Genomic DNA, 25,702 nt, shown 5'->3' with positions numbered 1-25,702 from the left:
AGGCTAATCACTGAGTATTTTGCGACTTATTAATACATCAAACTCTCTCAATGCTTGAATTTTCTTTATTAATAAGATTAATTGACCTCAGATACCCATCGTGCTTGTTTAACATCAACGGCGTTAGGAATGAGCCCTATTTTTGTGAATATATCCGCAATTTTTTGTTGTCCTACCAATGTCTCATCATCCATACGCGTAAATCCATACTGTGCACGTTGTAATGCTTTTAACCATATCGCGTTATCTAGGCCCGTTGATACCGATAATATTTCCGCTGTTTCTTGTGGATGCGTATTCGCCCATTCACTTTGCTTGACGAGCTGCTCAATGATGACTTCTGCATACTTAGGGCTTTTTTCAGCGAAATTACGGCTAGCGAGGAAGAATGTGTAATGAGGAACTAAATTTTCACCGTTAACAATTTGGCGTACCGGCAAATTAGTTTCCACTTCTGCCAAAAAAGGATCCCAAATCGCCCATGCATCAACAACCCCTTTTTCAAAGGCTGCTCTCGCATCTGACGGTGGTAAATAAACAGGGGTAATATCCCTGTAGTTAAGCCCTGCATGTTGTAATGCAGCCACCAGCAAATAATTCACATCAGAGCCTTTATTTAATGCAACTCGCTTCCCTTTTAAATCATTGATCGATTTTATTGATGAATCATTAGGTACGATTATTGCTTCTGATTTTGGATTAGCAGGGGAATGACCTAAGTAAACAAAATCAGCTTGTGCCGCTTGAGCAAATATTGGTGGCGCATCCCCTGTCGCCGCTAAATCAATACTCCCAACGTTCAATCCTTCCAACATTTGTGGGCCAGCAGGAAACTCAATCCAACGAATATTGACATCATGTTTTTTAAATTCGTTTTCTAATGTGCCTCGATATTTTAATAATGCAAAAATATTAGCCTTTTGATAGCCAATATTAATCGTTTTTACTTCCCCAAAAGAAAAACTGGAGTAGATGGAAACCACTAATAATGAGGCAAATAACATTAGTTTTTTCACAATAAAGCTCCTAATAAAATAAGTTAGCTCAAATAGTTTCTAGCCGTCATACTTCAGGCGCAGTTCTTGGACTAAGAAATAAAATGTCATCTTGTGTGCTTATTCATGGGTCATTTAAATGTGCCGCAAATCACTTACTATCTAGCTAGCGCTTACCTGCTTTGGCCTTAAATCATTTGCGATCGTTTCGCCAAATGGCCCAGTATTGAAACCTGATCTCGGCAATGAGACCCCTTTTTGTTCTCCCAATAAAGGCATGACTAACTCTGCAAAACGATGTGCTTCCTCTAAATGTGGGTAGCCCGAAAAAATAAACTTGCTAATGCCTAATGCCTGATATTCTCTGATCCGCTCTGCAACTTGTTCAGGAGAACCCACTAAAGCGGTCCCTGCGCCACCACGAACTAAACCAATTCCTGCCCACAAATTAGGCGCAATAAATAAATTATCTTTAGAGCCATTATGAAGTGCTTGCATGCGAGCCTGACCCGCAGAATCCATACGAGCAAAAATGGACTGAGCTTGGGCAATTGTTTCATCATCAAGATGCGAAATCAGTTTATTCGCTGCATCAATCGCTTCTTGTTCGGTTTCACGAACAATGACATGTAAACGAATACCAAACTCCAAGTGATTTCCCCTTTCATCAGCAAGTTGCCGTACGGCTGCAATTTTTTCAGCCACATCAGCAACGGGCTCTCCCCACGTCAAATAGGCATCTATGTGCTTGGCTGCAACCGTTAAAGCAGCAGGAGATGAACCGCCAAAATACAGGGGTGGTCCAAATGGTTGTACTGGCGGAAACAGTAATCCTGCATTTTCAACATGAATATGTTTTCCGTGATAATTTACCTGCTGTTCGCCACGGATCAGGCGTTTGTATACTTCTAAAAATTCCTCTGTGACTTCATAGCGTTCTGAATGTTCGAGGAATATTCCATCACCTTTGTTTTCTGTTGGATCACCACCGGTGACGACATTCACTAATAACCGCCCATCAGATAGCCTATCCAAGGTAGAAGCCATTCGAGCAGCAAGTGATGGGGGTTGCAGCCCTGGCCTAACTGCCACTAAAAAGCGTAATTGCTTAGTTACCGAAACTAATGCTGCTGCGACTAACCATGAGTCTTCACAGCTTTTTCCTGTTGGGATCAAAACACCATGAAAACCTAGACTGTCCGCCGCGATAGCAATTTGCTGTAAATAAGGCAATGTCACTGAACGTCCACCTTTTTGCGTCCCTAAATAGCGCCCTTCTCCATGTGTTGGTAAAAACCAAAATAACTGTAAATCTTGCTGTTTTGTCATATAGACTCCTATTTATTCAATAATCACCGGAGCTTGAACGTCATAATGTTCAAATTCAGTGAGTGCATTCAATACTTTCGCTTCGAGCGCGCCCAAACGAGGGTTAGTCAAGGCTCTGGGATACTCTTCATTAACCTGTAAATCGAAATACACCCCGCCATCCTTTAACATCAACACCCGTTCAGAGGTAAATACCGCCTCGTGCACATCATGTGTCACAAGCACAATAGTAAATTGGTGCTGTTGCCATAACTTAATAATCAGTTGCTGCATTTCGATGCGAGTCAATGCATCAAGTGCTCCTAACGGCTCATCGAGTAATAACAAGCGTGGCTGGTGGATCAGGGCTCTTGCTAATGCGACTCGCTGTTTCTGCCCCCCTGATAACGTGGCTGGCCATTCGTTGGCTTTATCAGCTAACCCGACCGCATCCAAAGCCTCTAGCGCCTGATTAGTCCACTTTCCTGTTAATCCTAGCCCAACGTTATCAATGACTTTTTTCCATGGCAGTAATCGTGGCTCTTGAAACATCATGCGTGTATTACGGTAAAAATCGCTTAGCGATAGCTTTTCAGCTGTGATTTCCCCTGATGTTGGTAAATCGAGATTAGCAATTAACCGTAATAAGGAACTTTTGCCACAACCACTGTGCCCAACAATGGTGACAAACTGCCCTGAAGGAATAGTCAGGCTAAGTGATTTGAGTACTTCATTTGACCCAAACCGCTGAGTGAGGCGATTAATATTTACAGTGATCCCTGCATTTACGTCAGTTGTCATGATGCAGTGACCTCTTTTTTCTGCCAAGCGGGATGCCAACGCAGTAGGACAACCTCTAATAAATAAGTTAGCCAATCTGCCGTTTTACCGAGTAAGGCATAGACAATAATGGTGAATACCACGATATCGGTTCTCAGGAACTCGCGCGCATTCATGGCTAAATAACCAATCCCTGCATTTGCAGAAATTGTTTCAGCGACAATCAGTGTCAACCACATCAACCCAAGTGAGAAACGAATACCGACTAATATTGATGGTAATGCACCAGGAAAAATAACGTGATGAAATAGTTGGTACCCACTTAATCCGTAACTTCTCGCCATTTCAATCAAACCGCGATCAAGATGTTTTATGCCATGTAATGTATTTAGATAGATAGGAAAAAAAGTCCCTAATGCAACAAGAAATATTTTTGCTTTCTCATCAATACCAAACCATAAAATAACCAGCGGGATAAGTGCCAAATGTGGAATATTGCGGATCATCTGTATTGAGCTATCTAATAAGGTTTCCCCCAAACGCGATAATCCTGTAATCAATCCTAAAATAAGCCCTATTGTTCCGCCTATTATAAAACCTATCGAGGCACGCAAAGTACTGACGGCCATATTTGTCCATAACTCACCACTTTTTATTAATCCCCAACCTGCATGCATTACCTGCAAGGGTTCTGGTAATATCCGATTTGATAGCCAACCTGTACTCACAGAAAATTGCCAAATTACCAGTAAACCGAGTGGTACTAACCAACTCAAAATTATATTACGTTGATAATTCATTTTTATCCTCTCAATTCAATAATCGAGTGTGGCTTGGCTTTTATTGTAAAGTTTTCAACTTGAATTTTATTTTTATACAGTGATTGATAAAAAGCATGTAAGTTATTATTTATACGTTCGATAATTTCATTAGAAAATATATATTTCTTATTAATCTCTGAATAGTGAGACTGATTATCACTAATATATATACCACTAATAATTTCCTCTGTTTTTAGCGTCACTAATAAAGGTTTCAGCGCATAATCTAAAGCTAATCGGTGACATTCACTACCACCAGACATAATAGGTAATACGGTTTTATTGGCAAATGCACCTTGTGGCAATAAATCAATCACCGATTTTAATACACCACTGTAAGATGATTGATAAACGGGTGAAGCAATAATAATACCATCTGCTTGTTTAACTCTTTGAATAAATGCTTGTATCTGAGAGTGCTGATATTCTGCTTTCACTAATACATTTGCATCGAATTCACTCACACTCGCCCGGTAGATTTCCCAATCATATTGACTTAACCATTGCTGTGCATAATCGAGTAAGGCAGATGAACGCGATCGCAACGTTGGGCTACCTGAAATAATCAGAATTTTCATATCAATCTCGCTATAAATAACTAATCATCATTAATATTTAGCGAGTTAGCCAATGAGAAAGAAATAATTATTTGTTATTAGCCAGACACTAATTTGTATAAGAATTTTTTCCTCTATAATAGAACAAAATATAAAACCTTTTAAACCAAAGAGATTAATATTAATCTATAAAGTAAAAACTTTTAATATAGTACTAACATTCATTAAATTTACATTAAAGTGAATACTCTCTATTTTATTAGTCATTTGTTTAATTTATTACTCATTGCTTTTTTAACCATAAATGAGTTTACACTAATGACATTTTATCTGTATTGGTGTGTACAAGTCGGCAACTTAACCTATGAACAGCATGCCACTAAAAATCAACAGGTTATAGCTTCTATTCAGGTATACTGCCGCTTCAATTAATTCAACGTAAAATAATTAAAATAGCAGAGAAAAATAATGGCAAAGAACTTTTTAGTTTATGGTGTTAGTAAAGGGCTCGGTAAGGCTCTGGTAGAAGGTATACCGAGTAAACAAGATACCCTGTATGGTGTATCACGCTCATGCCCTCCATTTGTTAGTGATCGTTTTCACTGGATCCAAACTGATTTGTCCGAAGCAAGCTCCGCAGAAGTGGTTAAACAGAGCTTGCAAGACGTGCCTATCGATTGCTTGATCTACAACGTTGGCATCTGGGAAAAACATGCGTTTAGCGACGAATATCACTTTGAAACGACTACAGATGCTGAAATATTGACGATGATCCAAACCAATATCAGTGCTTGTATATTGCATCTAAAAGCGATGCTACCGAATCTGCGTCGAGGAACCAATAGTAAAATCATTTTAATCGGCTCGACGTGGGGGCTGGATAACCATAATGGCCATGAAGTTGCATTTTCTGCGTCTAAATATGCTTTACGCGGTATTGCACAATCACTTCGAGAGACTTTACGTCAAGATCAAATAGGTATTTCAGTGCTGAACTTAGGTTATTTAGCCACTGAATACCCATTATCTGTGCCTGTAGATGAGGTTATTTCACATACGGAAGGTTCGTTGATCCCGCTACAAGATGTATTAAATGCGGTCAAATTTATTTTAAGTACCAGCCATGCAAGCTGTGTCAAAGAGATCACCATGCCCGCAATGCTGGATAAAAATGTGTAATATACTCGTCATACTTCAAGATGCAGGGTTGTTGACTGCATCTCAAATTATTTAGAGTATAACCCACATTTAATGGCTATCACTCGTCATACTCAGCTCGGTAATTAAGTGGTTGATATAATCAACCACGACTTTACTGGCGAGGCCATAGTGTTTTTCATCAAACTCACTTTCTACCTGACTCGGCTCTAAGTTTAATTCAACCGTATGAGCACCGTTGAGTTTCGCCTCATGCACAAAACCTGCCGCAGGATAAACGTGCCCAGAGGTTCCAATCGCAATAAAAATCGTGGCGCCTTCTATCGCCTGATAAATTTGATCCATACCGATTGGCATTTCACCAAACCAAACAATATGTGGTCTTAGCGGCTGAGGAAATTGACAACAATGACAGCGTTCCGTTACTGATAAGTCACCTTTCCATTCCACAACCTGATTAGACCAACTACAGCGTACTTTTAATAGTTCACCATGCATATGAATAATACGCTTACTACCCGCTCGTTCGTGTAAGTTATCTATATTTTGAGTGACAAGTAAGAAATTATCTCCCAACAACTCTTCTAATTGTGCTAAGGCATAATGTGCAGAGTTAGGCTTAATACTGTCTTGCTGTAGCTGACGACGGCGCTCATTGTAAAAGCTTTGCACTAATTGAGGATCTCGAGCAAACCCCTCTGGTGTTGCAACATCTTCAACACGGTGTTCTTCCCATAAACCATCAGTGGAACGAAATGTTTTGATCCCTGATTCTGCGGAAATTCCAGCTCCTGTTAATACAACCACTTTCACATTTTTCATATTAAACATTCTATTTTCACTGTAAAAAGAACGGTTGCGAAATCTTTGACGGCGTAATGTTTTAATTTTTTTAAATTTCTTTAATCTATGACGAAATCGCAACATCGATACACTTCCTTTATGCCAAAAACCTTTTAAAAATACCTGCTTATACTCCAAACAATTCAAGATACAGCTAGGCGATAAATGAATAAGTCGCTGAGAGCTGAGATAGCTATGTGACGAATGCAAATAGATGTCGTCAACAACGCTGCAACCTGAAGTATGATGAATATATAACGCTAATTGGAATGTTAACATAACACAACCAATAACATTAAAATTTGTGAGGAAGTAGACTTAACAAATATTTCACACAACTTCGACAAAAATATACTCTTAATTATCGAAGTTCGAATAAAGACAAGCTAAAATAGCACTAACCCACACTGTCTGATTAATACATCTAAAAGGTTTGTATGGAAAAATTCTTTGAAAGAGCCATGTATGCATCACGTTGGTTACTTGCTCCTATCTATTTTGGCCTTTCTTTAACGTTACTTGCGCTGTCAATCAAGTTCTTCCAAGAGCTTTGGCATGTGCTCCCCAATATTTTTTCGATCCCAGAAGCAGATTTGATACTGATTTTATTGTCACTGATAGATATGGCACTCGTCGGTGGCTTGCTCGTCATGGTGATGTTCTCAGGCTATGAAAACTTTGTTTCTCAGCTCAATATCCCCGATAGTAGCGAAAAGTTAGGTTGGTTAGGTAAAATGGATGCAACATCGTTAAAAAATAAAGTTGCAGCGTCTATCGTCGCCATTTCGTCAATCCATCTATTGAAAATATTCATGAATTCACAAAATGTCCCTGACAATAAATTAATGTGGTATGTGATCATTCACTTAACCTTTGTTTTGTCAGCATTTGTGATGGGTTATTTAGATCAATCTATCATGAAAAAAACCAAATAATCATACTCGCTTGGTTGCGAAATTGACGTAACCAAGCGAGGTTAACGCACTTAAACACCTACATTACCCCCTCTTTTAAGCGAAAATGCCCCCTAAATAATTCAAGGTACAATGAGGCCAAAGCGCTAGGAACATTGACAACACTCCGACCGGTGTGGATAAACCTAACCAACATGCCGTAAATAACCGCTAATTCACTGAGCACTAGGATAAGCCATGAGTAATCATTTCGTTGGCAAATATGAAGCAGAAATCAAATTTAAGTTATTAAACCACCAGCAATTTTTGCAACAGATTATGGCTGATGGTGCAGAAATCTTTACTGAAAATAATACTGAGACTGACTATTTTTTTGATAATCCAAACACCCCTCTAGCTCAGCAAGGTATTAGTATGTCAGTTCGTGAAATGTGGCCCTCAGGGATCAAACTCTGGATAGTCAAAGGCCCTGCGACATCTGAGTGTAAAGCCATTGATATTGACGATTGCAATCATGTTAAGAGCATGCTTACCACTTTAGGTTATCAATGTCATCTCACCACAACGAAAACACGCAGTATTTACTTTCTAGGTGAAGCGCATATTACTATTGACCATTTAGCGGATATTGGTTGGTTTGCTGAATTCGCCATCATGACTGATGAAAAATCGCAATTACCTGAATTGAACCAGCAAATGATGTTGCTCGCCAGACAATATGGTTTTACTGAAACATTAATTGAAAGGCGCAGCTATAAGCAAATCCACCAAGCTCATCAGAATGCAAAATAAAAGAAAGAGGCTGAGTGGGTTTTAGCCGCTCAGCCAATGATAGATTATTGACCGCTTAAAATACGTGCTGGATCTAATTTACTGGCACGACGCGCCGGATACCAGCTAGCAATTAGACTCAATATAACAGTAGTGAGCAGAACATAAACCACATCTAATGGATGTAATTGCGACGGTAGAAAATCAATAAAATAAACATCACCCGATAAAATAGGATGGCCAATTACATATTCCAGCCCTTTGATCATGGTGGTTAAATTGAGTGAAACAACAACTCCAAGTACTGCTCCAATTAATGACCCCACCAAACCGCTCAACAAACCATACCAGAGAAAAATCGCACGAATTTGCCGATCTTTTGCGCCCAAAGTACGCAATACCGCAATATCGTTACTTTTATCTTTCACGGCCATCACTAATGTCGAAACAATATTAAAACAAGCGACACCGATGACGAGGATCATGGCAAGATACATGATACTGCGAACCATTTGAATATCGCTATACATGTAGCCATAATCACCAATCCAACTTTTCACGACCACATGATGCATCGTTTTCAGGCCTGCATCATACACCACCTTATCGGCTTCAAAGGGATTATCGGCTTTGATTTCAAATCCTGTAATGCCATCACCATAATCTAAATATTGCTGTGCATCGGCAAGCGGGATCAGCGCCAATTGATGATCTAATAAGCCACTTAGGCGGAAAATACCCGTTACTTGAACACGGATCCGCTTGGGTTGCTGTATTTTCATACTCGGGTCGGTATTTGGGATCATGATAGTAACCCAATCCCCCACTTTCACATTTAATGAATTTGCGACCCCTTGGCCTAAGATAATTGATTGTTTACCTGCTTTAAAATCCTTCCATGCATCATCAAGCACAAATTTAGGTAATGCACTCACATCCGATTCGGTTTCAGGAGAAACCCCCATCACTTGAATCGCTTTAAGATTTGCACCACGCTCCAGTAAGCCAGTAAAACCAACATAAGGGCTAACAGCTTTCACCCCAGGGGTATTACTAATCACCTTCTCTGCATACTGCCAGTCTTGATAAGGTGCTTTCACTGCATATATTTGCCCATGAGGAACCACTGATAACACGCGGTTTTCTAGCTCACGTTCAAAACCATTCATTGCACTTAAGCCGATAATCAATACCGCAACACCCAGTACAATACCCAATGTCGATACGATAGAAACCAGTGAAACCATACCTGTACGGCGGCGTCCTCGGCTAAAACGTATCGCGGTCAGTAGAGTTAAAGGCAATCCTGACATTACACTGCCCCTAGTGTGATATCTGACTGTAAGTGGCCATCTCGCATTTCAAGTTGCCGTGACAAGCGATGCGCTAATTTCATGTCATGAGTGACCACAAGAAATGCCGTACCTTGGGTCTTATTCAATTCGCCTAACAACTCAAAAATGGCATCTGCATTGCGCAAATCAAGGTTACCTGTTGGTTCATCGGCCATTACCAACGCAGGTTCATTCACCAGTGCACGTGCAATCGCCACACGCTGACGTTCACCACCAGAAAGTTCCGAAGGACGATGACCTGAACGATGTGCTAGCCCAACCGCATCCAACATTTTAGTTGCTCGATTAAATGCATCCGTTTTATTGATACCACCAATCAGCAATGGCATAGCGACATTTTCCAGAGCGGTAAAATCAGGCAGCAAATGGTGAAATTGATAAATAAAACCGAGATCTTTATTGCGAATAGCAGCACGCTGATCAGATGATAAACGGTTGATATGTTGACCACGGAAGATCACTTCGCCCTCGGAAGGGGTATCAAGCCCTCCTAACAAATGAAGTAAAGTACTTTTGCCGGAGCCTGAACTTCCGACAATGGCCATCATTTCACCTTCATTAATCGAAAAGCAGACATCGTTTAACACTTGCGTCGATAACGCCCCTTCTTGATAGACCTTACTCAAATGTTCACAGACAAGAAGTGGTTGTTTATTCATAACGTAATGCCTCAGCAGGTTGCACAGCCGCAGCACGCCAAGAAGGATACAGCGTTGCCAGCAGCGAAATTAGCATTGCGGATATCGCAATAATCAAAATACCTGAAAAATCGAGTTGAATAGGCAATTGAACCCCTTTTGGTAATAATCCGAATAGCGGCATCAAAAAGTTCAATTGACTGGATAGCAAGATACCGAGCAATGCACCAACCAGTGAGCCAATCACCCCAGCCCCCGCACCTTGGATCATAAAGATCGCTAAAATACGCCCTCGTTTAAGACCTAAAGTCTTTAAAATGGCGACTTCAGCTTGTTTTTCCATAACTAGCAGTGATAACGAAGTGATGATATTAAAAGCGGCAACGGCAATAATCAGACTTAATAATAGCCCCATCATGTTTTTTTCCATTTTAACGGCTTGGAAAAATTCCCCTTTACGCTCACGCCAATCAGTCCACACCAAACCTTCAGGTAATGTTTGTTGGCTTAAAACATCGACTTTCAAAGGTTGATCTAAAAACAACCGCCAGCCAGTGATATCCCCTTGTGGATAGCGCATCATTCTTGCGGCATCATTTTGTGCCACAATCAATTCACTTGAATCCGCTTCACCATTAGTCTGGAACACCCCTGCAACGGTAAATAACCGCTGACTAGGAATGCGTCCCATCGGGGTCAACTGACTAACACCCGGTATGATTAGGCGTACTTCATCACCGCGTTTTAATCCTAAATTTTCAGCGAGTTTTTGGCCTAAAAAAACACGATATTGACCCGCCACCAAATCTGCACGCTGGCCATTAACCAAGTTGTCCAAAAGTGGTGATCGCTCATCTGAGGTAATACCCACCATCATACCTACGCCAACATTCGAACGGCTTTGCAGCACAACATCTGATTGCACTATTGGGGCGATATGATTAACCCCTTCGAGATGCTGAAGATCTGTAACGGGGTATTTTTTGGGATCGATATGCCCTGACGCCGACGTTAAAACCGCCTGCGGCATATAAGCAAGTATGCTATCTTGTAGCGAACGTTCGAATCCATTCATGACAGAGGTCACAGTGATCAATGCTGCAACCCCTAACGTGATACCTATCGCTGATAAACTGGATACAAAACGGCCGAATTTATCGGCTGCTCGTCCACGCATATAACGTAGACCTATAAATATTGAGACAGATTGAGACATGAAAACTGTAACGCCCCTGTTGCCAAAGCGAAGTGTTCAGGGATAATAAAGGGTACGAATGATGAATGGAACCACCCGGCCCCGGTTTTGTGGTTTTTTTTCTTATTGGCATGGCCTGTTTGTCTTACTTTCAGACAATTTACGGGGTAAAACAGGTTATTGACCATACTGATCCATTGAGAAACCGAATATTTTTATGTCTTCAAAATATCGTTACGAACTCCCTACTCGCGGTGGTGATGTCCGCCATTTAGGATGCTTGATTGGGGCTGCGGGTGCACTTGAGTGTGCACAGATGATGGAACGTCATCAAGGTCCTGTGGTGTTAGTCACAAGGGATATGCAAAATACCTTACGACTACGCGATGAAATCCAACAGTTTACCGAACTGCCAATCGAAACGCTTTCTGACTGGGAAACCTTACCTTACGACAATTTTTCCCCTCATCAAGAAATTATTTCACAGCGTTTGTCTACCTTATATCGCTTACCAAGTATGCAAAAAGGGGTTTTGATCTTACCGGTCAATACTTTAATGCAAAAAGTTTGTCCCGCAGCGTTTCTCACCGGCCATGCGCTGGTCATGGCAAAAGGCGATAAACTTTCTCGCGATAATTTACGGGATGAACTCGACAAAGCGGGTTATCGCCATGTTGAACAGGTCTTAGAACACGGTGAATACGCGACACGAGGCGCGTTATTAGATTTATTCCCAATGGGCAGTTCATTACCCTACCGTATTGACTTCTTTGATGATGAAATTGATAGTTTGCGGACCTTCGATGTCGACAGCCAAAGAACCCTTGAGGAAGTGGTTAGTATTAATTTACTCCCTGCACATGAATTCCCTACTGACAAAGACGCCATTGAACGCTTTCGTAGCCAATGGCGCGAACGTTTTGAAGTCAGACGTGATCCTGAACACATTTATCAACAAGTCAGTAAAAAGACCTTACCTACGGGGATCGAATATTGGCAACCGTTATTTTTTAGCCAACCATTACCTTCATTGTTCGAATATTTACCAGAAAATACGTTATTTATCTCGCAACAATACCAAGAAGCCGCGGAACGCTTTCAAATCGATACACAACAACGCTTTGAGAGCCGTGGTGTCGATCCTATGCGACCATTGTTACCCCCTGCTGAGTTATGGCTAACGGTTGAACAACTTAATCAAGCCCTCAAAAAATGGCCGCGTGTACAATTATCGACAGAGACATTGACGGATAAAGCGGCCAATACCAACTTAGATTATCAGCCATTACCCGATATCAGCACTCAAGGGCAAAGCAAGCAACCGTTTGAAAAACTGCGCCAATTTATTGAGCATTTCGAAGGTACAGTGATTTTCTCCGTTGAGAGTGAAGGACGTCGTGAAACGGTGACTGAATTGCTCGGCCGTTTAAAAATTCGGCCTGATATTATTAATGATTACTTTAATACTACAGACAATCGTTTTGCTATCATGGTTGGAGCCGCTGAGCATGGTTTTATTCAGCCACATAAAGCGTTAATTTGTGAAAGCGATTTATTGGGTGAACGTGTTGTCCGTCGCCGCAGTGACCATCGCCGTACTATCAATACAGATACGCTGATCCGTAACCTTGCAGAACTGCGCCCCGGTCAACCGGTCGTCCATATCGAACACGGTGTTGGTCGTTATCAGGGTCTTACAACCCTCGAAGCAGGTGGCATCAAAGCTGAGTATTTAATATTAACTTACGCAGGGAATGACAAACTGTATGTCCCTGTTTCATCCCTACATCTAATTAGCCGCTATTCAGGTGGCGCTGACGAAAATGCGCCACTACATCGTTTAGGTAGTGACAGTTGGGGCAAAGCACGTCAAAAAGCGGCCGAAAAAGTGCGTGATGTCGCCGCTGAGCTACTCGATATCTATGCTCAGCGCGCAGCAAAACCTGGTTTTGCCTTTAAACATGATAAAGAGCAATATCAAGAGTTCTGCCAAGGCTTCCCATTTGAAACCACACCTGATCAAGAGCAAGCTATCAACGCAGTACTCAGTGATATGTGCCAACCCATAGCGATGGATCGTTTAGTCTGTGGTGATGTTGGCTTTGGTAAAACAGAAGTCGCTATGCGTGCAGCCTTCTTAGCTATCAATAATAATAAGCAAGTTGCGGTATTAGTACCGACCACGCTACTCGCCCAGCAGCATTATGATAACTTCCGTGATCGCTTCGCCAATTGGCCTGTCAGAATTGAAATGCTGTCACGCTTTAAAACCGCCAAAGAGCAACAACAAATCATTGCAGAAGCAGCCGAAGGTAAAGTCGATATTTTGATTGGTACTCATAAATTACTGCAAAGTGATTTGGTGTGGCATGATCTCGGCTTGCTCGTCGTCGATGAAGAGCATCGTTTTGGTGTTCGCCATAAAGAACGCATCAAAGCAATGCGTGCAGATGTTGATATCTTGACCCTAACGGCGACACCTATCCCACGAACCTTGAATATGGCGATGAGTGGTATGCGTGATTTATCGATTATTGCCACACCACCCGCTCGCCGCTTAGCGGTAAAAACCTTTGTGCGCCAATATGATGATCTTGTGGTTAGAGAAGCGATTCTGCGTGAAACCTTGCGTGGTGGGCAAGTTTATTACCTTTACAATGATGTTGAAAATATTGAGAAAGCCAAAAAACGCCTTGAAGAGTTAGTACCCGAAGCGCGTTTTGTTGTTGGTCACGGGCAAATGCGTGAGCGTGAACTTGAACGTGTGATGAGTGATTTTCATCACCAACGCTTCAATGTTTTGATTTGTACCACTATTATTGAAACAGGTATCGATATTCCAACCGCCAATACCATTATTATTGAGCGTGCCGACCACTTTGGTTTAGCACAATTGCATCAATTGCGTGGTCGTGTCGGTCGTTCACATCATCAAGCTTACGCCTACTTACTCACGCCACACCCGAAAGCGATGACCACCGATGCGCATAAACGACTGGAAGCGATTTCATCACTGGAAGATTTAGGTGCAGGTTTTGCCCTTGCGACTCATGATCTTGAAATTCGTGGTGCAGGTGAACTCCTTGGCGAAGATCAAAGTGGGCAAATGACCACGATTGGCTTCACCTTGTATATGGAGTTGCTTGAAAGTGCCGTCGATGCACTAAAAGATGGACGGGAACCTTCACTAGAGGATTTAATTAACCAGCAGACGGAAGTTGAGCTACGCATGCCAGTTCTCCTCCCCGATGAATACATTCATGATGTAAATATTCGCCTGTCATTTTATAAACGCATTGCCAGTGCCCGTGATGAAGATGAACTGAGTGAACTGCGTATTGAATTAATTGATCGCTTTGGAACGTTACCTGATGCAGGGAAATTTTTACTCGCTAGCGCAGCTATCCGTTTAGAAGCTGAAAAGCTAGGCATTAAACGTATTGAAGCACATGAGCAAGGCGGGTTTATCGAGTTTAGTGAGAAAAACAAAGTTTCACCTAATTTCTTAATTAGTTTATTACAAAACCAGCCTAAAACCTTCCGTCTTGATGGCCCAGTGAAATTGAAGTTTGTAATTGATTTAAGTGACAGGGTCACGCGCATTGATTTTATCAAGCAACTGCTACGTGATTTTTCTGATAACTTACTTGATTAATTAGCCCATAAAACAGCCCTCCAGTAATTGATTGTCCAATTATTGGAGGGCAATTTTAGAGATTACCTTTGCTAAAGAGAGTTCGATACTCAACTAAACAATGAGTGAAAAGTATTACCACTTGAAATTTCACGGACATTTACACAATCATTCAAAATAGGCATAAGTGTTCTTGCCCGGATAGATCTCAACCACTTTATTCAGTGAATTACCATTAGGCTCATCTAATTTCACACAATAAAAAGGCACTAATGCATCAACATTGTTGCGAGCGTTTTCGCACATCTGGCCACTCGATGCGGTTAGCTTTAAACGACCATCACTATCAAGAGGAATAAATAAACCTGGATCATAAGGTGCTCGTACCTTACCTAAGGTATTACCAATCCGATACACCACATCATACCCTACCACGATTTGTTCAACTTTCTGAGTAACCACACAGTTACGGTATTTCTTTTCAACCGGTGGTGGAAATCCATTCGTTTGCAGTGTTTCAATTAGAAAAAACAGTTTGCATTCATTTTGCGCAGGATGGTAACGCGATAAGTACTCTTGGCTAAAGCCCTCTAGCACGCCAATCACTGAGCAATTTTCAGTTTCGATTAAGCGATGCGATTTAATGGGCTCCGTTGAAAGTACCGTTGCTATCCTATTATTTTTCTGTGATGAAGATGATATGAAAATTGCTGTGATAATAATGAGGCAAATAACCATAGCGGCTAATAGCAACTTATATTTTAGCTTCATAGCTTGCCCTTATTAAAAACAGAAACAAAAAATATACTCTACATAATTCGAGGTGCAGCTAGGTAACAAGTATATAAAACGCTAAGAGCATACCTAAGTGTGCAATTAGCGTGAATGAACACCGTTCAGCAACCTTGCAACTTGGAGTATGATGAATATATGTTCATTGTATCCATTCGTTTTTAAAATTCGATAACTACTGTCAATATAAATGAAAGTTTTAGATTTTTCTTAATATAGACCAAGTTAGAGTAAATTTAACTTAGTTATATCCGTTACTAAATCAATAAAGCCACAGTTAGATTCATCTTCACTCATTGATCTAGCTCAATATTTTAAGTAAATATACCATTGTAATAATCATTTTTATTTCGCAGCATTTACCATGCTAAAATAAAATAAATCAAAGCTAATTTTTTATTTGAATCAATTATTATCCTGTGAATAAATAATTATTAGCATATTATTTCAATACTATTAGTTATATTTTTAATTCAAAAGCCCCCGCTAAATGCGAGGACTCATCAATTTAAATATTCACACTCAAAATTTAATGCAGCTTTAATTTCGGTCGAATAATGCGGTTAATACTGCCAACTAACATCATTAAACCTGTCTTGATGTAACCATGAAGTGCGATTTGGTGCATGCGATACAGCGAAATATAGACAAAACGGGCAATACGTCCTTCCACCATCATATCACCACGCATTAGGTTACCCATTAAGCTACCTACCGTGCTGAAACGCGATAGAGAGACTAACGAACCATGATCTTTATAAACATAATCTTTGAGAGGCTTATCTTTCATCATCGCTAAAATATTATCATAGCAACGGCTCGCCATTTGATGTGCAGATTGTGCACGAGGTGGTACAAAGCCACCTTCTGGTTTCGCACAGGAAGCACAGTCACCAATAGCAAAAATAGTGTCATCTAGCGTGGTTTGCAATGTCGGTTTAACCACCAATTGGTTAATACGATTGGTTTCTAACCCTGCGATATCTTTCATAAAATCAGGTGCTTTGATACCCGCAGCCCATACCATCAGGTCGGCACGAATTTTCTCACCGTCTTTCGTGTTTAGCCCTTCATCATCAGCGCTGGTAACCATGGTTTTCGTCAATACTTTAACGCCTAATTTGTTCAACTCTTGGTGGGCTGCACTCGAAATACGCGGAGGCAATGCAGGCAAAATACGTTCCCCAGCCTCAACCAAGGTCACATTCAACGCGTCAGTATCTAACCCTTTAAAACCATAACTGGTCAATTGCTCGACTGCGTTATATAACTCAGCGGAAAGCTCTACCCCTGTCGCTCCTGCACCAACAATGGCGATATTCACTTTTTCTTCTGCGTTATCACGTACAGAATAACGTAAAAATAGGTTGAGCATTTCATCATGGAAACGATGCGCTTGCTGCGGATTATCTAAGAAAATACAGTGTTCTTTAACCCCAGGTGTTCCGAAATCATTTGACGTGCTGCCTAATGCCATCACTAAAATGTCATAATCAATTTCACGTTCAGGCACCAATAGCTCTGTATTTTTATCGCGCAGCTCACCAAGAATAATTTTCTTATTATCACGATCAATTTGTGTTAAAGAACCCAATTGAAAATTAAATGCATTATGACGTGCGTGTGCAAGGTAACTCAGTGCATCTACCCCATCATCTAATGAACCTGTAGCAACTTCATGCAACAATGGTTTCCATAAGTGGCTAGGATTGCGGTCAACCAATGTAATTTCAGCGCGTTTTTTACGCCCTAACTTACGACCAAGCCGTGTTGCTAGCTCTAAGCCACCCGCACCGCCACCCACAATAACAATCTTAGGTTGAGATAAGGCCATGTATTCCTCGTTACAAAATAAATTAATGTTATTTAAGCTTTTTTGAAAATAAAAAACTTAAATAACACTAATAAGCACCGATAAAACCTTATTGACACGTCAGAATACCACGCTTGGTTATTTGGTCATACCAAATATTGATGCATATCAAATTAACTGATTAATATGACAGCGATCACATGTTTTGCTCATATTACTGTTATCACGAAACGAGTCAGCTTCCGATAGATTGATATTAATCAATATTCGAAGTAATTACCAACCTATTTGATAATGAGAATTACTTATTGTAATCTGAAAGTTTTAGTTTAAGTGTAGTAATGGATGAAAGGATATATAATTATTTGAATATAATATAAATATAGAAAAACACCTGATAAATTGACTATCAGGTGTTTACGTTTAATCGGATATATTATTTATTATCGGCTAGCGCTGTTCCTGCCACTTACGATGCAAGTCTACTAACTTATTGTGACTTTCTTGCCAGCGCTGCGCTGCTTGCAGCTCTTTTAAGCTGTATTGACGACCACTATGAAATAGTGATGAAGCTAAGCTGCCCGTTTGTTTAGGTAAATTATCTAAAACACTGACCGCACCAGTCCGATTATTACACACTAGTACCATGTCACAACCCGCCGACAACGATGCTGCTGCTCGCTCAGGGTAGCTTCCCATAATTGCGGCACCTTCCATCGAAAGATCATCAGAGAAGATGACCCCATTAAAGCCTAACTGTTCACGGAGAATCGATTTTAACCAGAAAGGAGAACCACTCGCAGGACGATCATCTGCCTGTGTATAAATTACATGAGCAGGCATCACAGCATCAAGTAAATCACGCTGAATAAAATCCCTAAAAATAGACATATCTTTTTTACGGATAGTTTCCAATGCACGGTCGTCACGTGGCGTCTCTTTATGTGAGTCCGCTTTCACCGCACCATGCCCAGGAAAATGTTTGCCTGTCGTCTTCATCCCTGCGCTACGCATGCCTTTAATAAAACGCTCTGCCATAACCATCGCAATTTCAGGATCTTCATGGAAAGAACGCTCACCAATCGCAATACTTTGATGGCCTAAATCCAGAACTGGAGCAAAACTAATATCAATATCCATCGAAATCATTTCAGAAGCCATTAACCAACCTGCTTCTTCTGCCAACTGGGCACCGTCTGATTGGTTATTTAGGGCAGCAAATGCTTGAGCTGAAGGTAATGCGGTAAAACCATCGCGAAAACGCTGAACTCGACCACCTTCTTGGTCAACGGCAATCAGCAAGCGATGACGCGATGCATCACGAATTTGGCGAACTAACTCCCTTAATTGTGCTGCATCATGAAAGTTACGAGTGAATAAAATCAACCCGCCAACTAACGGATGTGCCAATATTTCACGCTCTTCATTGTCCAGCTCATAACCCTGAACATCTAGCATTATCGGACCCATACATGCCTCACTATTTAAACTGTTTTGCAATTATCACTTACACAGGCAATTCATATTAATTGGATAAATGGAAATATTGCCGTAATGATTGTGATCCTATCAAAAAATTAGGATTTTGGCTTTGATTCCATTGCACTTCATACCACATCAGCATCATATACTTCACCCAAGGCTCCCAACGAGTACAATGGCGAGCTAAGGTTGCCACATCAGTATAAGCACCGCAGTGCGCGCCATATTGATACAAAAAGAATTGACGCTGCTTCTGATCCAGTTGATTAGCTTGAAAATAGGTTTCTAAAGACAGCCCTATATCGGTATTTGCGGCATATTCCCAATCTAACAACATGATACTTTTATCATTCGCACACAAAATATTACCGCGATGAATATCCATGTGCGCAGGAGCGAGTTTTAACATTTTGGGCATGGGTGTGGAAAGAAAATAGTGATGCAATCGTAGCCAACGGGGTTGTTGTCTTTTTCGATCGATCAGATAGCCGTAATGAGCAATTTCATCTCTTAGTTGTAAACGATAACTCAGTAACGGCTGGGTATGTAATTTCGCAATAGTTGCGGCCAAGGCCGATTGAAACTGAGGCGTTAAGAATTGTTCCGGACTTGGATGCTGCCCATCGCACCATGACAGCAACAACCAATCGCGATTTCTTGCCAATTGCCTTGGCGCTTGAACAAAACCCTGCAATTGCTGCAATACACGAGCTTCTTTGCGCCGATTAACCATTAATGAAGATTGCGTTTTACCTTGTGCTCGTGCAATCACATTAATAGGTTGCATTTTAACTATAGCACGTAGGTGGTAACTACCTCCTGATAGCCCTGTTAATGGCGTTATTTCCCAACCTTGACTTGTAATTTCAGGGAAATAACGCGCCAATAAAGCCAATAAAGAGTGCCGATTACTCAATATCGTTTTTTCCTGACCAGAGAATTTCACCGCTCTGTACTGCCATTAATTGCATCTCAATATCGCGTTGTTTGCTTGAACCAGAAACAACACTGTATAACACATAATCTGCTTGTACGTAGCGGCCTAAGCCGATCGCTTTACTTCGTGTCACCAGACTATCTTCTTGAGATAAGCCTAATGTTTTACGCGCTGCATTCGCCACATCTTGCGGTACAACTTTAAAATGGTGGCTATCATCAACCTCTTTTACGATTGCAGCGGTCGCATTTTGTACGGAAAACGATCCTGTCGTATTATTTTTTACAGAATCAACTAACAAGACTTTACCGCCCTCAACACCACTCGTCCCCACCATCTGATTTATCAATGGTGAAATAGCCGAAGACCAATCTATTGTTTTTTGCTTCGGTGGTGTCGGTACCTTATCTGATGGCGGTGGTGTCACCGGTTCAGTAGGTTCACTTGGTTCTATCGGTATAACTGGCGGCGGTGTTTGTGGCCCTTCAGGATGAAAAGAAGGACACCCTGCCAATATCATGGCTGCGGCGGCAACCAATAAGATCCGTTTCATTATTTTTCTCCAGACACTTGCGGTAAAAATACATAAATACGTACATTACGAGCGAGTGGTGATGTACTTTGTGCATTAACGCTCACCGACGAATTGGCGGGGATCAATTGCTGCAAATCATGTGAAGTGACAACTTTTAACCCTTTATCATCATACCAATAGAGCCGATACATCACCGTTACCGCCTTTGGTTGACTATTGCTCATATTGATCCTAGCAACCGTCGCGTAGTTATCAATAGTCACTACAGGTTGTTCAACAATGACACCATGGGCAAGAACAGAAGGCTCCATAATAACACTTTGCTGTTCATTAAAGACTAACCCGTCTCTTTTCCCCCATATACAACCACTCAGTGAGAGAAGTATTGTACTGAGTACTAAACAACGAGTCACAACGGCCCACGGTCTTTTCATTGTCTAACCTTATTTTGCGAGTAATGGTCCCAGTGGACGCCCACCAACAAGATGCATATGGATATGGAAAACTTCCTGGCCTGAGTGTTCATTACAGTTCATAATCAGGCGATAACCACTCTGATCAATGCCTTCTTGCTGAGCAATTTTAGCTGCAACGGTAAACAGTCGTCCAAGAACCAGTTCATCTTCTACAGTCACATCATTCACTGTTGGAATTAATTTGTTTGGGATAATGAGAATATGTGAAGGCGCTTGTGGCGATATATCACGAAATGCGGTGACCAGATCATCTTGATAAACGATATCAGCAGGGATTTCGCGTCGAATAATTTTACTGAAAATAGTTTCTTCTGCCATTGCAAATTCCTTTAATAGTGACAAACAATTACGCTTTCGTCGTACCAACATTCATATGAAATAAACGATTAAAGTTTTCGGTGGTAATGCGAGCCATTTCTTCGGCGCTCACACCTTTTAATACAGCCATGTATTCAGCCACATCCCTCACATACGCAGGCTGATTTTCTTTTCCACGATGAGGAACCGGAGCCAAATAAGGTGAATCTGTTTCAACTAAAATCCGATCTAACGGAACAACCCTCGCCGCTTCACGAATTTGTTCTGCATTACGGAAAGTGACAATACCTGAAAAAGAGATATACATACCTAAATCGAGTAATTCAATGGCTGTTTCTTTATCTTCAGTGAAACAATGCAATACTCCGCCGCATTCTGTCACGTTCTCTTCGCGTAAAATAGCCAATGTATCTGCTCGTGCATCACGTGTATGCACAATAACAGGTTTGTTCACTTGACGGCCAATACGAATATGTTGGCGAAATGACTCTTGTTGAAGAGCTGCATTTTCCTTTTGATAGTAATAATCTAGACCTGTTTCACCTAATGCAACTACTTCTTTACCCGCGGCCAGTTGCGCTAAACGATCAAAATCATGACCTTCATCCAAATTTAACGGATGAATACCACAAGAGAATGCGACATTAGGTCGCTCACCAATCAAGGTTTTCATACTGTCAAAACCCTGTAGTGTCGTTGCGACAGCTAACATAAAACCGACATCGCGTTGCGATGCTTTTGCGATAACATCATCAACGCCTGTATGTAATTTTTCATAATCAAGGCAATCGAGATGGCAGTGTGAATCAACAACAAACATATTTTACTCTTTTATGCTGTAGGGAGAGCAATCAATGCTTCCCATTGTAATAACTGATTAGTTAATAGTAACTCTTGATTAAGCGCAGGCACAGTTAATAACTGATGCCGACAATTTTGCCACGCTTCATAGACATCAAACAGTTTCTCTTTTGACATTCGAGATGCCAAGATACTCGCAAGAGGTAGCTGATCTTGATTTAAACAGAACTGCGCCGCCTGTTGTTGTAGTTTCATGCTATCACTCAACAAACCTAGTACCCAGCCAATCTGTTCAAGCGCTTTATCATTATTCATCACTGGCAATAATGACAACATATCCCCCTGTTGCAAAGCATGTGCTAACGCGTGGCACAAGGTTGTACGCTGTTGCCAATGCTCAGGCTGTAGTAATGACATTGCAGCAATCGGCGCGCCTTGGCATAATTTTAATGCCGTTAACGCGTCATTATAGTTAAGACCCGCAACCTGTTTCTGTAACCAATACCATGCCGTTTGTAACTCAGGTGGTGACAAAAAAGTATATAAGCAACGACTACGCAATGTTGCGAGCAAGCTTTCTCGCTTTTCACACCCTAACAAAAAGTAAGTTTGAGGGGTTGGTTCTTCGAGTGTTTTCAATAACGCATTTGCAGCTGCATCGGTTAATGCTTCGGTACGAGGTATATAAGCCACTTTGGCTCCGCTCTGCTGCGCATGGCTACTCAAGGTATCCGTTAGTTTCCTGACCGCCTCCACACTGATAGTATTTTTACCTTTTTCTGGCTCTAACACATGATAATCAGGGTGTGTACCCGCCAACATAAGTTGACAGCTGTGGCATTTACCGCAACTTTTTAATCCATCCGTATTTTGACATATTAACCAACGACTTATGCCATAACATAGCGCTTCGGCACCATTACCCGGAAGAGAGTGTAATAACAGTGCATGGTGCCCACGGCCTTGTTGATAGGACGTCACCAATTGACGATACGTTTCATTCAACCAAGGGTACCAATTCATACCTTCACCTTATTTAGCCAACCATTTTTGCAATGTTTGGCGAATATCTTGCTGAACTTGTTCAATAGTTTGGCTTGCATCAATAGTGAGAATAGTGTCGTCCGCAGCAGCTAATTCAAGATAGCGTTCACGGGTTCGTTCAAAAAATGATAATGACTCTTGTTCTATTCTATCTAATTCACCACGAGCTCGTGCACGCTGTAACCCTAATTCAGGCGGAAGATCTAAATATAGCGTCAAATGGGGTTTAAAATCACCCAGCACTAAATCACGTAATGATTGCATTAATTGACGATCAATACCTCGCCCGCCACCTTGATATGCTTGAGATGACAAATCATGCCTATCACCAACCACCCAGTGCCCCGCAGCTAATGCAGGTTTAATGACATTTTCAACCAGCTGAACACGTGCAGCGTATAGCATCAAAACTTCTGCCTTATCTGTCACTTTTTCCCCTGAAATACCCTGCTTGATGAGCTCACGCAATTTTTCAGCTAATGGTGTACCACCGGGCTCACGAGTGAAGGTAATATCGTCAATACCTGCGTGGTTTAAGGTTTCTACTACGGTGTTAATCGCCGTCGTTTTTCCCGCACCTTCTAATCCTTCAATAACAATATAGGCGTTTTTCATTTTACTTATCATTCTGCTTTTCAATTTGTCGATAAACTTTCACCGCACGGTTGTGGTCATTCAGGCTATGGCTGAAAGTATGCCCACCGGTTCCATTGGCGACAAAGTATAAATAATCCGTTTTGGCTGGATGGGCTGCGGCTTTAATCGACGCAAGACTTGGCATCGCAATTGGCGTTGGTGGCAATCCATCAATTCGATAAGTATTGTATGGGGTATAGTTATCCAAATCACTACGATAAATTTTACCTCGGTACTTATCACCTAAACCATAAATGACTGTTGGGTCGGTTTGTAAACGCATGTTTTTCTTCAAGCGATTAACAAATACTGAAGCCACTTGATTGCGCTCGCTATCTACCCCTGTTTCTTTTTCAATAATTGATGCCATGATTAACATTTCATAGGCATTTTTATATGGCAGATCTTTATCCCGCCCTTGCCATATTTCATCAACATTTTTTTTCATCTGCTGATGAGCGCGCTTTAAGATATCAAGATCGCGCGTACCCGCAGTATATAAATAAGTATCAGGGTATAGCCACCCTTCAAGTGCGCCATCGCCTTCAAAGCCAATAAAAGCATATAACTCAGTTTGCGTTTTATCTTCCGCTTCATGCTTTAAATACGGCGCATCGCGTAAAGTATTTGTCCAGTCAGACAAACGATTACCTTCCACAAAGCGAATAGTGAATTGTGCTTCTTTACCTCTCGCAATCAATGCCAACATTTGCTCGACGTCCATATCAGGTTGCAAGCGGTAAGTTCCTGCTTTTATTTTGGCGAGCTCAGGACGTAATTTCAGTAACCATTGAAATTGATAACTTGGGTCTATTACCTTCTCATCAACTAACAAAGTTTCAAATGCTACCCGTCCCGTTCCTGCTGGAACAGTAAAGATTTTTTCTTGTGTTAAATTGAGTGGTGTTTTCGCATAGTTCAAAACTTGCTGATACATAAAGTAAGCTATGGCGCCTAAGATCAAGAGAACAACCACCACCGCCATCGAAATTTTTTTAGCTAGTTTCATTCATCAACCATTTAATGACTAAATTTGGCAACGTAAAAAGAGATATTCAAACAATTCCCTTGATGAATATTGCCATTGAGACCTATCTTTACCTAAATTGATAGTGGCAACAGGTAAAATTGGCATTAATGTGTTACAGAGTAAAACTTCTTCACAACACCCCAAGACATCTGGAAAACGCTCGACTTCTTGAAGATGGTACTGGCTTGTGCTGAGCAGCGCTATAATCTTTTGTCTCATTAATCCATTCACCCCAGAGGTGGCTAGACTTGGCGTAAATACCTGAACACCTTTTCGCCAAAAAATATTTGCACTACAGCACTCAATTAAAACACCATCAATATCAACAACCAATGCCTCATCCGCTTGTGCCGCATCGATTTCTTGGCGTATCAGCACTTGTTCTAAGCGATTAAGATGTTTGATACCAGCCAAATACGGATTTTTACTAATTGGCACTTTACTCAGTATTAAATTAGCGCCTGTTTGCTGTATGGTCTGATAATGTTGTGGGAATGCTGACACCGATACAATCACTGTTGGTTGTTCAAATCCTACAGAGCTATAGCCTCTTCCCCCTGTACCACGGCTAATAATAACTTTCATCACAAATTCATCATTGGCCTGCTGCTGACAAATTTGTTGAATATGTTTCTTTAATTGCAACCAATCTGGCTGAGGTAATTGTAGGCGAGCACTATCCTGCACAAGACGTGTAATATGATTGTCAATATTTTTTGGTTGGTGATTAAATACATGGATCGTCGTAAAACAACCATCGCCAAATTGTACGGCACGATCGGAAGCATCGATTTGGCGACATGCGACCCCATTAACCCAATATGACATTGATAACTCTTACAATAATAGCTGATAAATCAGTCAGTAAT

At 41.1% G+C, this 25,702-nt stretch carries 25 protein-coding genes; 4 read left to right on the top strand and 21 right to left on the bottom strand.

All coding sequences use genetic code 11. The features are described 5' to 3' along the window. Window positions 1-77: 77 nt before the first annotated feature. The 5 genes from SC428_RS00385 to ssuE all read right to left on the bottom strand — a co-directional run bounded on the left by SC428_RS00385 (window position 78) and on the right by ssuE (window position 4,482). Window positions 78-1,004 carry a sulfonate ABC transporter substrate-binding protein gene (locus SC428_RS00385; protein ID WP_140186040.1) on the bottom strand — a complete coding sequence of 309 codons (927 nt, stop codon included), beginning with the start codon at window positions 1,002-1,004 and terminating at the stop codon, window positions 78-80. Window positions 1,005-1,157: 153 nt separating this feature from the next. Next, window positions 1,158-2,324, bottom strand: a complete 1,167-nt coding sequence (ssuD, locus tag SC428_RS00380) for an FMNH2-dependent alkanesulfonate monooxygenase (RefSeq protein WP_318705437.1) — start codon at window positions 2,322-2,324, stop codon at window positions 1,158-1,160. A gap of 12 nt (window positions 2,325-2,336) precedes the next feature. Next, window positions 2,337-3,107, bottom strand: a complete 771-nt coding sequence (locus SC428_RS00375) for an ATP-binding cassette domain-containing protein (RefSeq protein WP_217495489.1) — start codon at window positions 3,105-3,107, stop codon at window positions 2,337-2,339. Further along, complete coding sequence (gene ssuC, locus SC428_RS00370) at window positions 3,101-3,883, bottom strand: aliphatic sulfonate ABC transporter permease SsuC (RefSeq protein ID WP_070927102.1); 783 nt, start codon at window positions 3,881-3,883, stop codon at window positions 3,101-3,103. The genes SC428_RS00375 and ssuC overlap by 7 nt, the downstream gene beginning before the upstream one ends. Before the next feature lie 2 nt (window positions 3,884-3,885). Beyond that, a complete protein-coding gene (gene ssuE, locus SC428_RS00365) occupies window positions 3,886-4,482 on the bottom strand; it encodes an NADPH-dependent FMN reductase (protein ID WP_070927104.1) in 597 nt (198 codons plus the stop codon). A gap of 447 nt (window positions 4,483-4,929) precedes the next feature. On the opposite strand from ssuE, the gene SC428_RS00360 reads away from it, so the two are divergent. Further along, the gene (locus SC428_RS00360; protein WP_283125232.1) at window positions 4,930-5,640 is read left to right on the top strand and encodes an SDR family NAD(P)-dependent oxidoreductase; all 711 of its coding nucleotides are present in this window, start codon (window positions 4,930-4,932) and stop codon (window positions 5,638-5,640) included. Window positions 5,641-5,709: 69 nt separating this feature from the next. Here SC428_RS00360 and cobB read toward each other — a convergent pair whose 3' ends face one another. Next, the gene (cobB, locus tag SC428_RS00355) at window positions 5,710-6,543 is read right to left on the bottom strand and encodes a Sir2 family NAD+-dependent deacetylase (RefSeq protein ID WP_070927199.1); all 834 of its coding nucleotides are present in this window, start codon (window positions 6,541-6,543) and stop codon (window positions 5,710-5,712) included. A gap of 356 nt (window positions 6,544-6,899) precedes the next feature. Here cobB and SC428_RS00350 point away from each other — a divergent pair, with 356 nt between their 5' ends. Further along, a complete protein-coding gene (locus tag SC428_RS00350; protein ID WP_070927107.1) occupies window positions 6,900-7,397 on the top strand; it encodes a TIGR00645 family protein in 498 nt (165 codons plus the stop codon). 216 nt (window positions 7,398-7,613) lie between these two features. Next, window positions 7,614-8,168: a class IV adenylate cyclase gene (locus SC428_RS00345; RefSeq protein WP_140178403.1), complete on the top strand. Its 555-nt coding sequence runs from the start codon at window positions 7,614-7,616 to the stop codon at window positions 8,166-8,168. Window positions 8,169-8,212: 44 nt separating this feature from the next. Here the strand turns inward: SC428_RS00345 and lolE are convergent, their stop codons facing one another. The 3 genes from lolE to lolC are packed head-to-tail and all read right to left on the bottom strand — an operon-like array spanning window position 8,213 to window position 11,356. Further along, window positions 8,213-9,460, bottom strand: a complete 1,248-nt coding sequence (gene lolE / locus SC428_RS00340; RefSeq protein ID WP_070927109.1) for a lipoprotein-releasing ABC transporter permease subunit LolE — start codon at window positions 9,458-9,460, stop codon at window positions 8,213-8,215. Beyond that, the gene (lolD, locus tag SC428_RS00335; RefSeq protein ID WP_070927110.1) at window positions 9,460-10,161 is read right to left on the bottom strand and encodes a lipoprotein-releasing ABC transporter ATP-binding protein LolD; all 702 of its coding nucleotides are present in this window, start codon (window positions 10,159-10,161) and stop codon (window positions 9,460-9,462) included. The genes lolE and lolD overlap by 1 nt, the downstream gene beginning before the upstream one ends. Next, window positions 10,154-11,356, bottom strand: coding sequence for a lipoprotein-releasing ABC transporter permease subunit LolC (lolC, locus tag SC428_RS00330; protein ID WP_070927112.1), 1,203 nt, complete (start codon window positions 11,354-11,356; stop codon window positions 10,154-10,156). The genes lolD and lolC overlap by 8 nt, the downstream gene beginning before the upstream one ends. Window positions 11,357-11,552: 196 nt before the next feature. Here lolC and mfd point away from each other — a divergent pair, with 196 nt between their 5' ends. Beyond that, window positions 11,553-14,990, top strand: coding sequence for a transcription-repair coupling factor (gene mfd, locus SC428_RS00325; RefSeq protein ID WP_318705427.1), 3,438 nt, complete (start codon window positions 11,553-11,555; stop codon window positions 14,988-14,990). Between the two features lie 147 nt (window positions 14,991-15,137). On the opposite strand, the gene umoD is transcribed toward mfd, so the two are convergent. The 12 genes from umoD to pabC form a co-directional block, all read right to left on the bottom strand. Then, on the bottom strand, window positions 15,138-15,740 hold the full coding sequence (umoD, locus tag SC428_RS00320) for a UmoD family flagellar biogenesis regulator (protein ID WP_318705425.1): 603 nt from the start codon (window positions 15,738-15,740) through the stop codon (window positions 15,138-15,140). A 550-nt stretch (window positions 15,741-16,290) separates the two neighbouring features. After that, window positions 16,291-17,595: an NAD(P)/FAD-dependent oxidoreductase gene (locus SC428_RS00315; RefSeq protein ID WP_070927116.1), complete on the bottom strand. Its 1,305-nt coding sequence runs from the start codon at window positions 17,593-17,595 to the stop codon at window positions 16,291-16,293. A 429-nt stretch (window positions 17,596-18,024) separates the two neighbouring features. Further along, on the bottom strand, window positions 18,025-19,044 hold the full coding sequence (gene nagZ / locus SC428_RS00310; RefSeq protein ID WP_070927119.1) for a beta-N-acetylhexosaminidase: 1,020 nt from the start codon (window positions 19,042-19,044) through the stop codon (window positions 18,025-18,027). A gap of 55 nt (window positions 19,045-19,099) precedes the next feature. After that, window positions 19,100-19,972 carry a phosphotransferase gene (locus tag SC428_RS00305; RefSeq protein WP_318705422.1) on the bottom strand — a complete coding sequence of 291 codons (873 nt, stop codon included), beginning with the start codon at window positions 19,970-19,972 and terminating at the stop codon, window positions 19,100-19,102. Next, complete coding sequence (gene lpoB / locus SC428_RS00300; protein ID WP_070927123.1) at window positions 19,965-20,546, bottom strand: penicillin-binding protein activator LpoB; 582 nt, start codon at window positions 20,544-20,546, stop codon at window positions 19,965-19,967. Before lpoB ends, SC428_RS00305 begins: the two co-directional genes overlap by 8 nt. Next, entirely contained in the window at window positions 20,546-20,962 is a 417-nt protein-coding gene (locus tag SC428_RS00295; RefSeq protein ID WP_070927124.1) for a YcfL family protein, read from the bottom strand. The genes lpoB and SC428_RS00295 overlap by 1 nt, the downstream gene beginning before the upstream one ends. Before the next feature lie 9 nt (window positions 20,963-20,971). Further along, window positions 20,972-21,322 carry a purine nucleoside phosphoramidase gene (hinT, locus tag SC428_RS00290; RefSeq protein ID WP_070927126.1) on the bottom strand — a complete coding sequence of 117 codons (351 nt, stop codon included), beginning with the start codon at window positions 21,320-21,322 and terminating at the stop codon, window positions 20,972-20,974. Window positions 21,323-21,350: 28 nt separating this feature from the next. After that, a complete protein-coding gene (locus SC428_RS00285; RefSeq protein ID WP_070927128.1) occupies window positions 21,351-22,142 on the bottom strand; it encodes a metal-dependent hydrolase in 792 nt (263 codons plus the stop codon). Window positions 22,143-22,153: 11 nt separating this feature from the next. After that, window positions 22,154-23,146, bottom strand: a complete 993-nt coding sequence (gene holB, locus SC428_RS00280; protein ID WP_140186022.1) for a DNA polymerase III subunit delta' — start codon at window positions 23,144-23,146, stop codon at window positions 22,154-22,156. 9 nt (window positions 23,147-23,155) lie between these two features. Next, window positions 23,156-23,782, bottom strand: coding sequence for a dTMP kinase (tmk, locus tag SC428_RS00275; RefSeq protein ID WP_070927132.1), 627 nt, complete (start codon window positions 23,780-23,782; stop codon window positions 23,156-23,158). 1 nt (window position 23,783) lies between these two features. Then, the gene (gene mltG, locus SC428_RS00270) at window positions 23,784-24,812 is read right to left on the bottom strand and encodes an endolytic transglycosylase MltG (protein ID WP_318705415.1); all 1,029 of its coding nucleotides are present in this window, start codon (window positions 24,810-24,812) and stop codon (window positions 23,784-23,786) included. A gap of 18 nt (window positions 24,813-24,830) precedes the next feature. Continuing rightward, window positions 24,831-25,661, bottom strand: a complete 831-nt coding sequence (pabC, locus tag SC428_RS00265; protein WP_318705413.1) for an aminodeoxychorismate lyase — start codon at window positions 25,659-25,661, stop codon at window positions 24,831-24,833. Between the last annotated feature and the right edge of the window lie 41 nt (window positions 25,662-25,702).

The sequence above is a fragment of the Providencia sp. 2023EL-00965 genome (genome assembly GCF_033550225.1).
Classification (GTDB): Bacteria; Pseudomonadota; Gammaproteobacteria; order Enterobacterales; family Enterobacteriaceae; genus Providencia; species Providencia manganoxydans.
The sequence above is the reverse complement of the archived record's forward strand: the minus strand, read 5'-3'. Positions and strand labels throughout refer to the sequence as shown.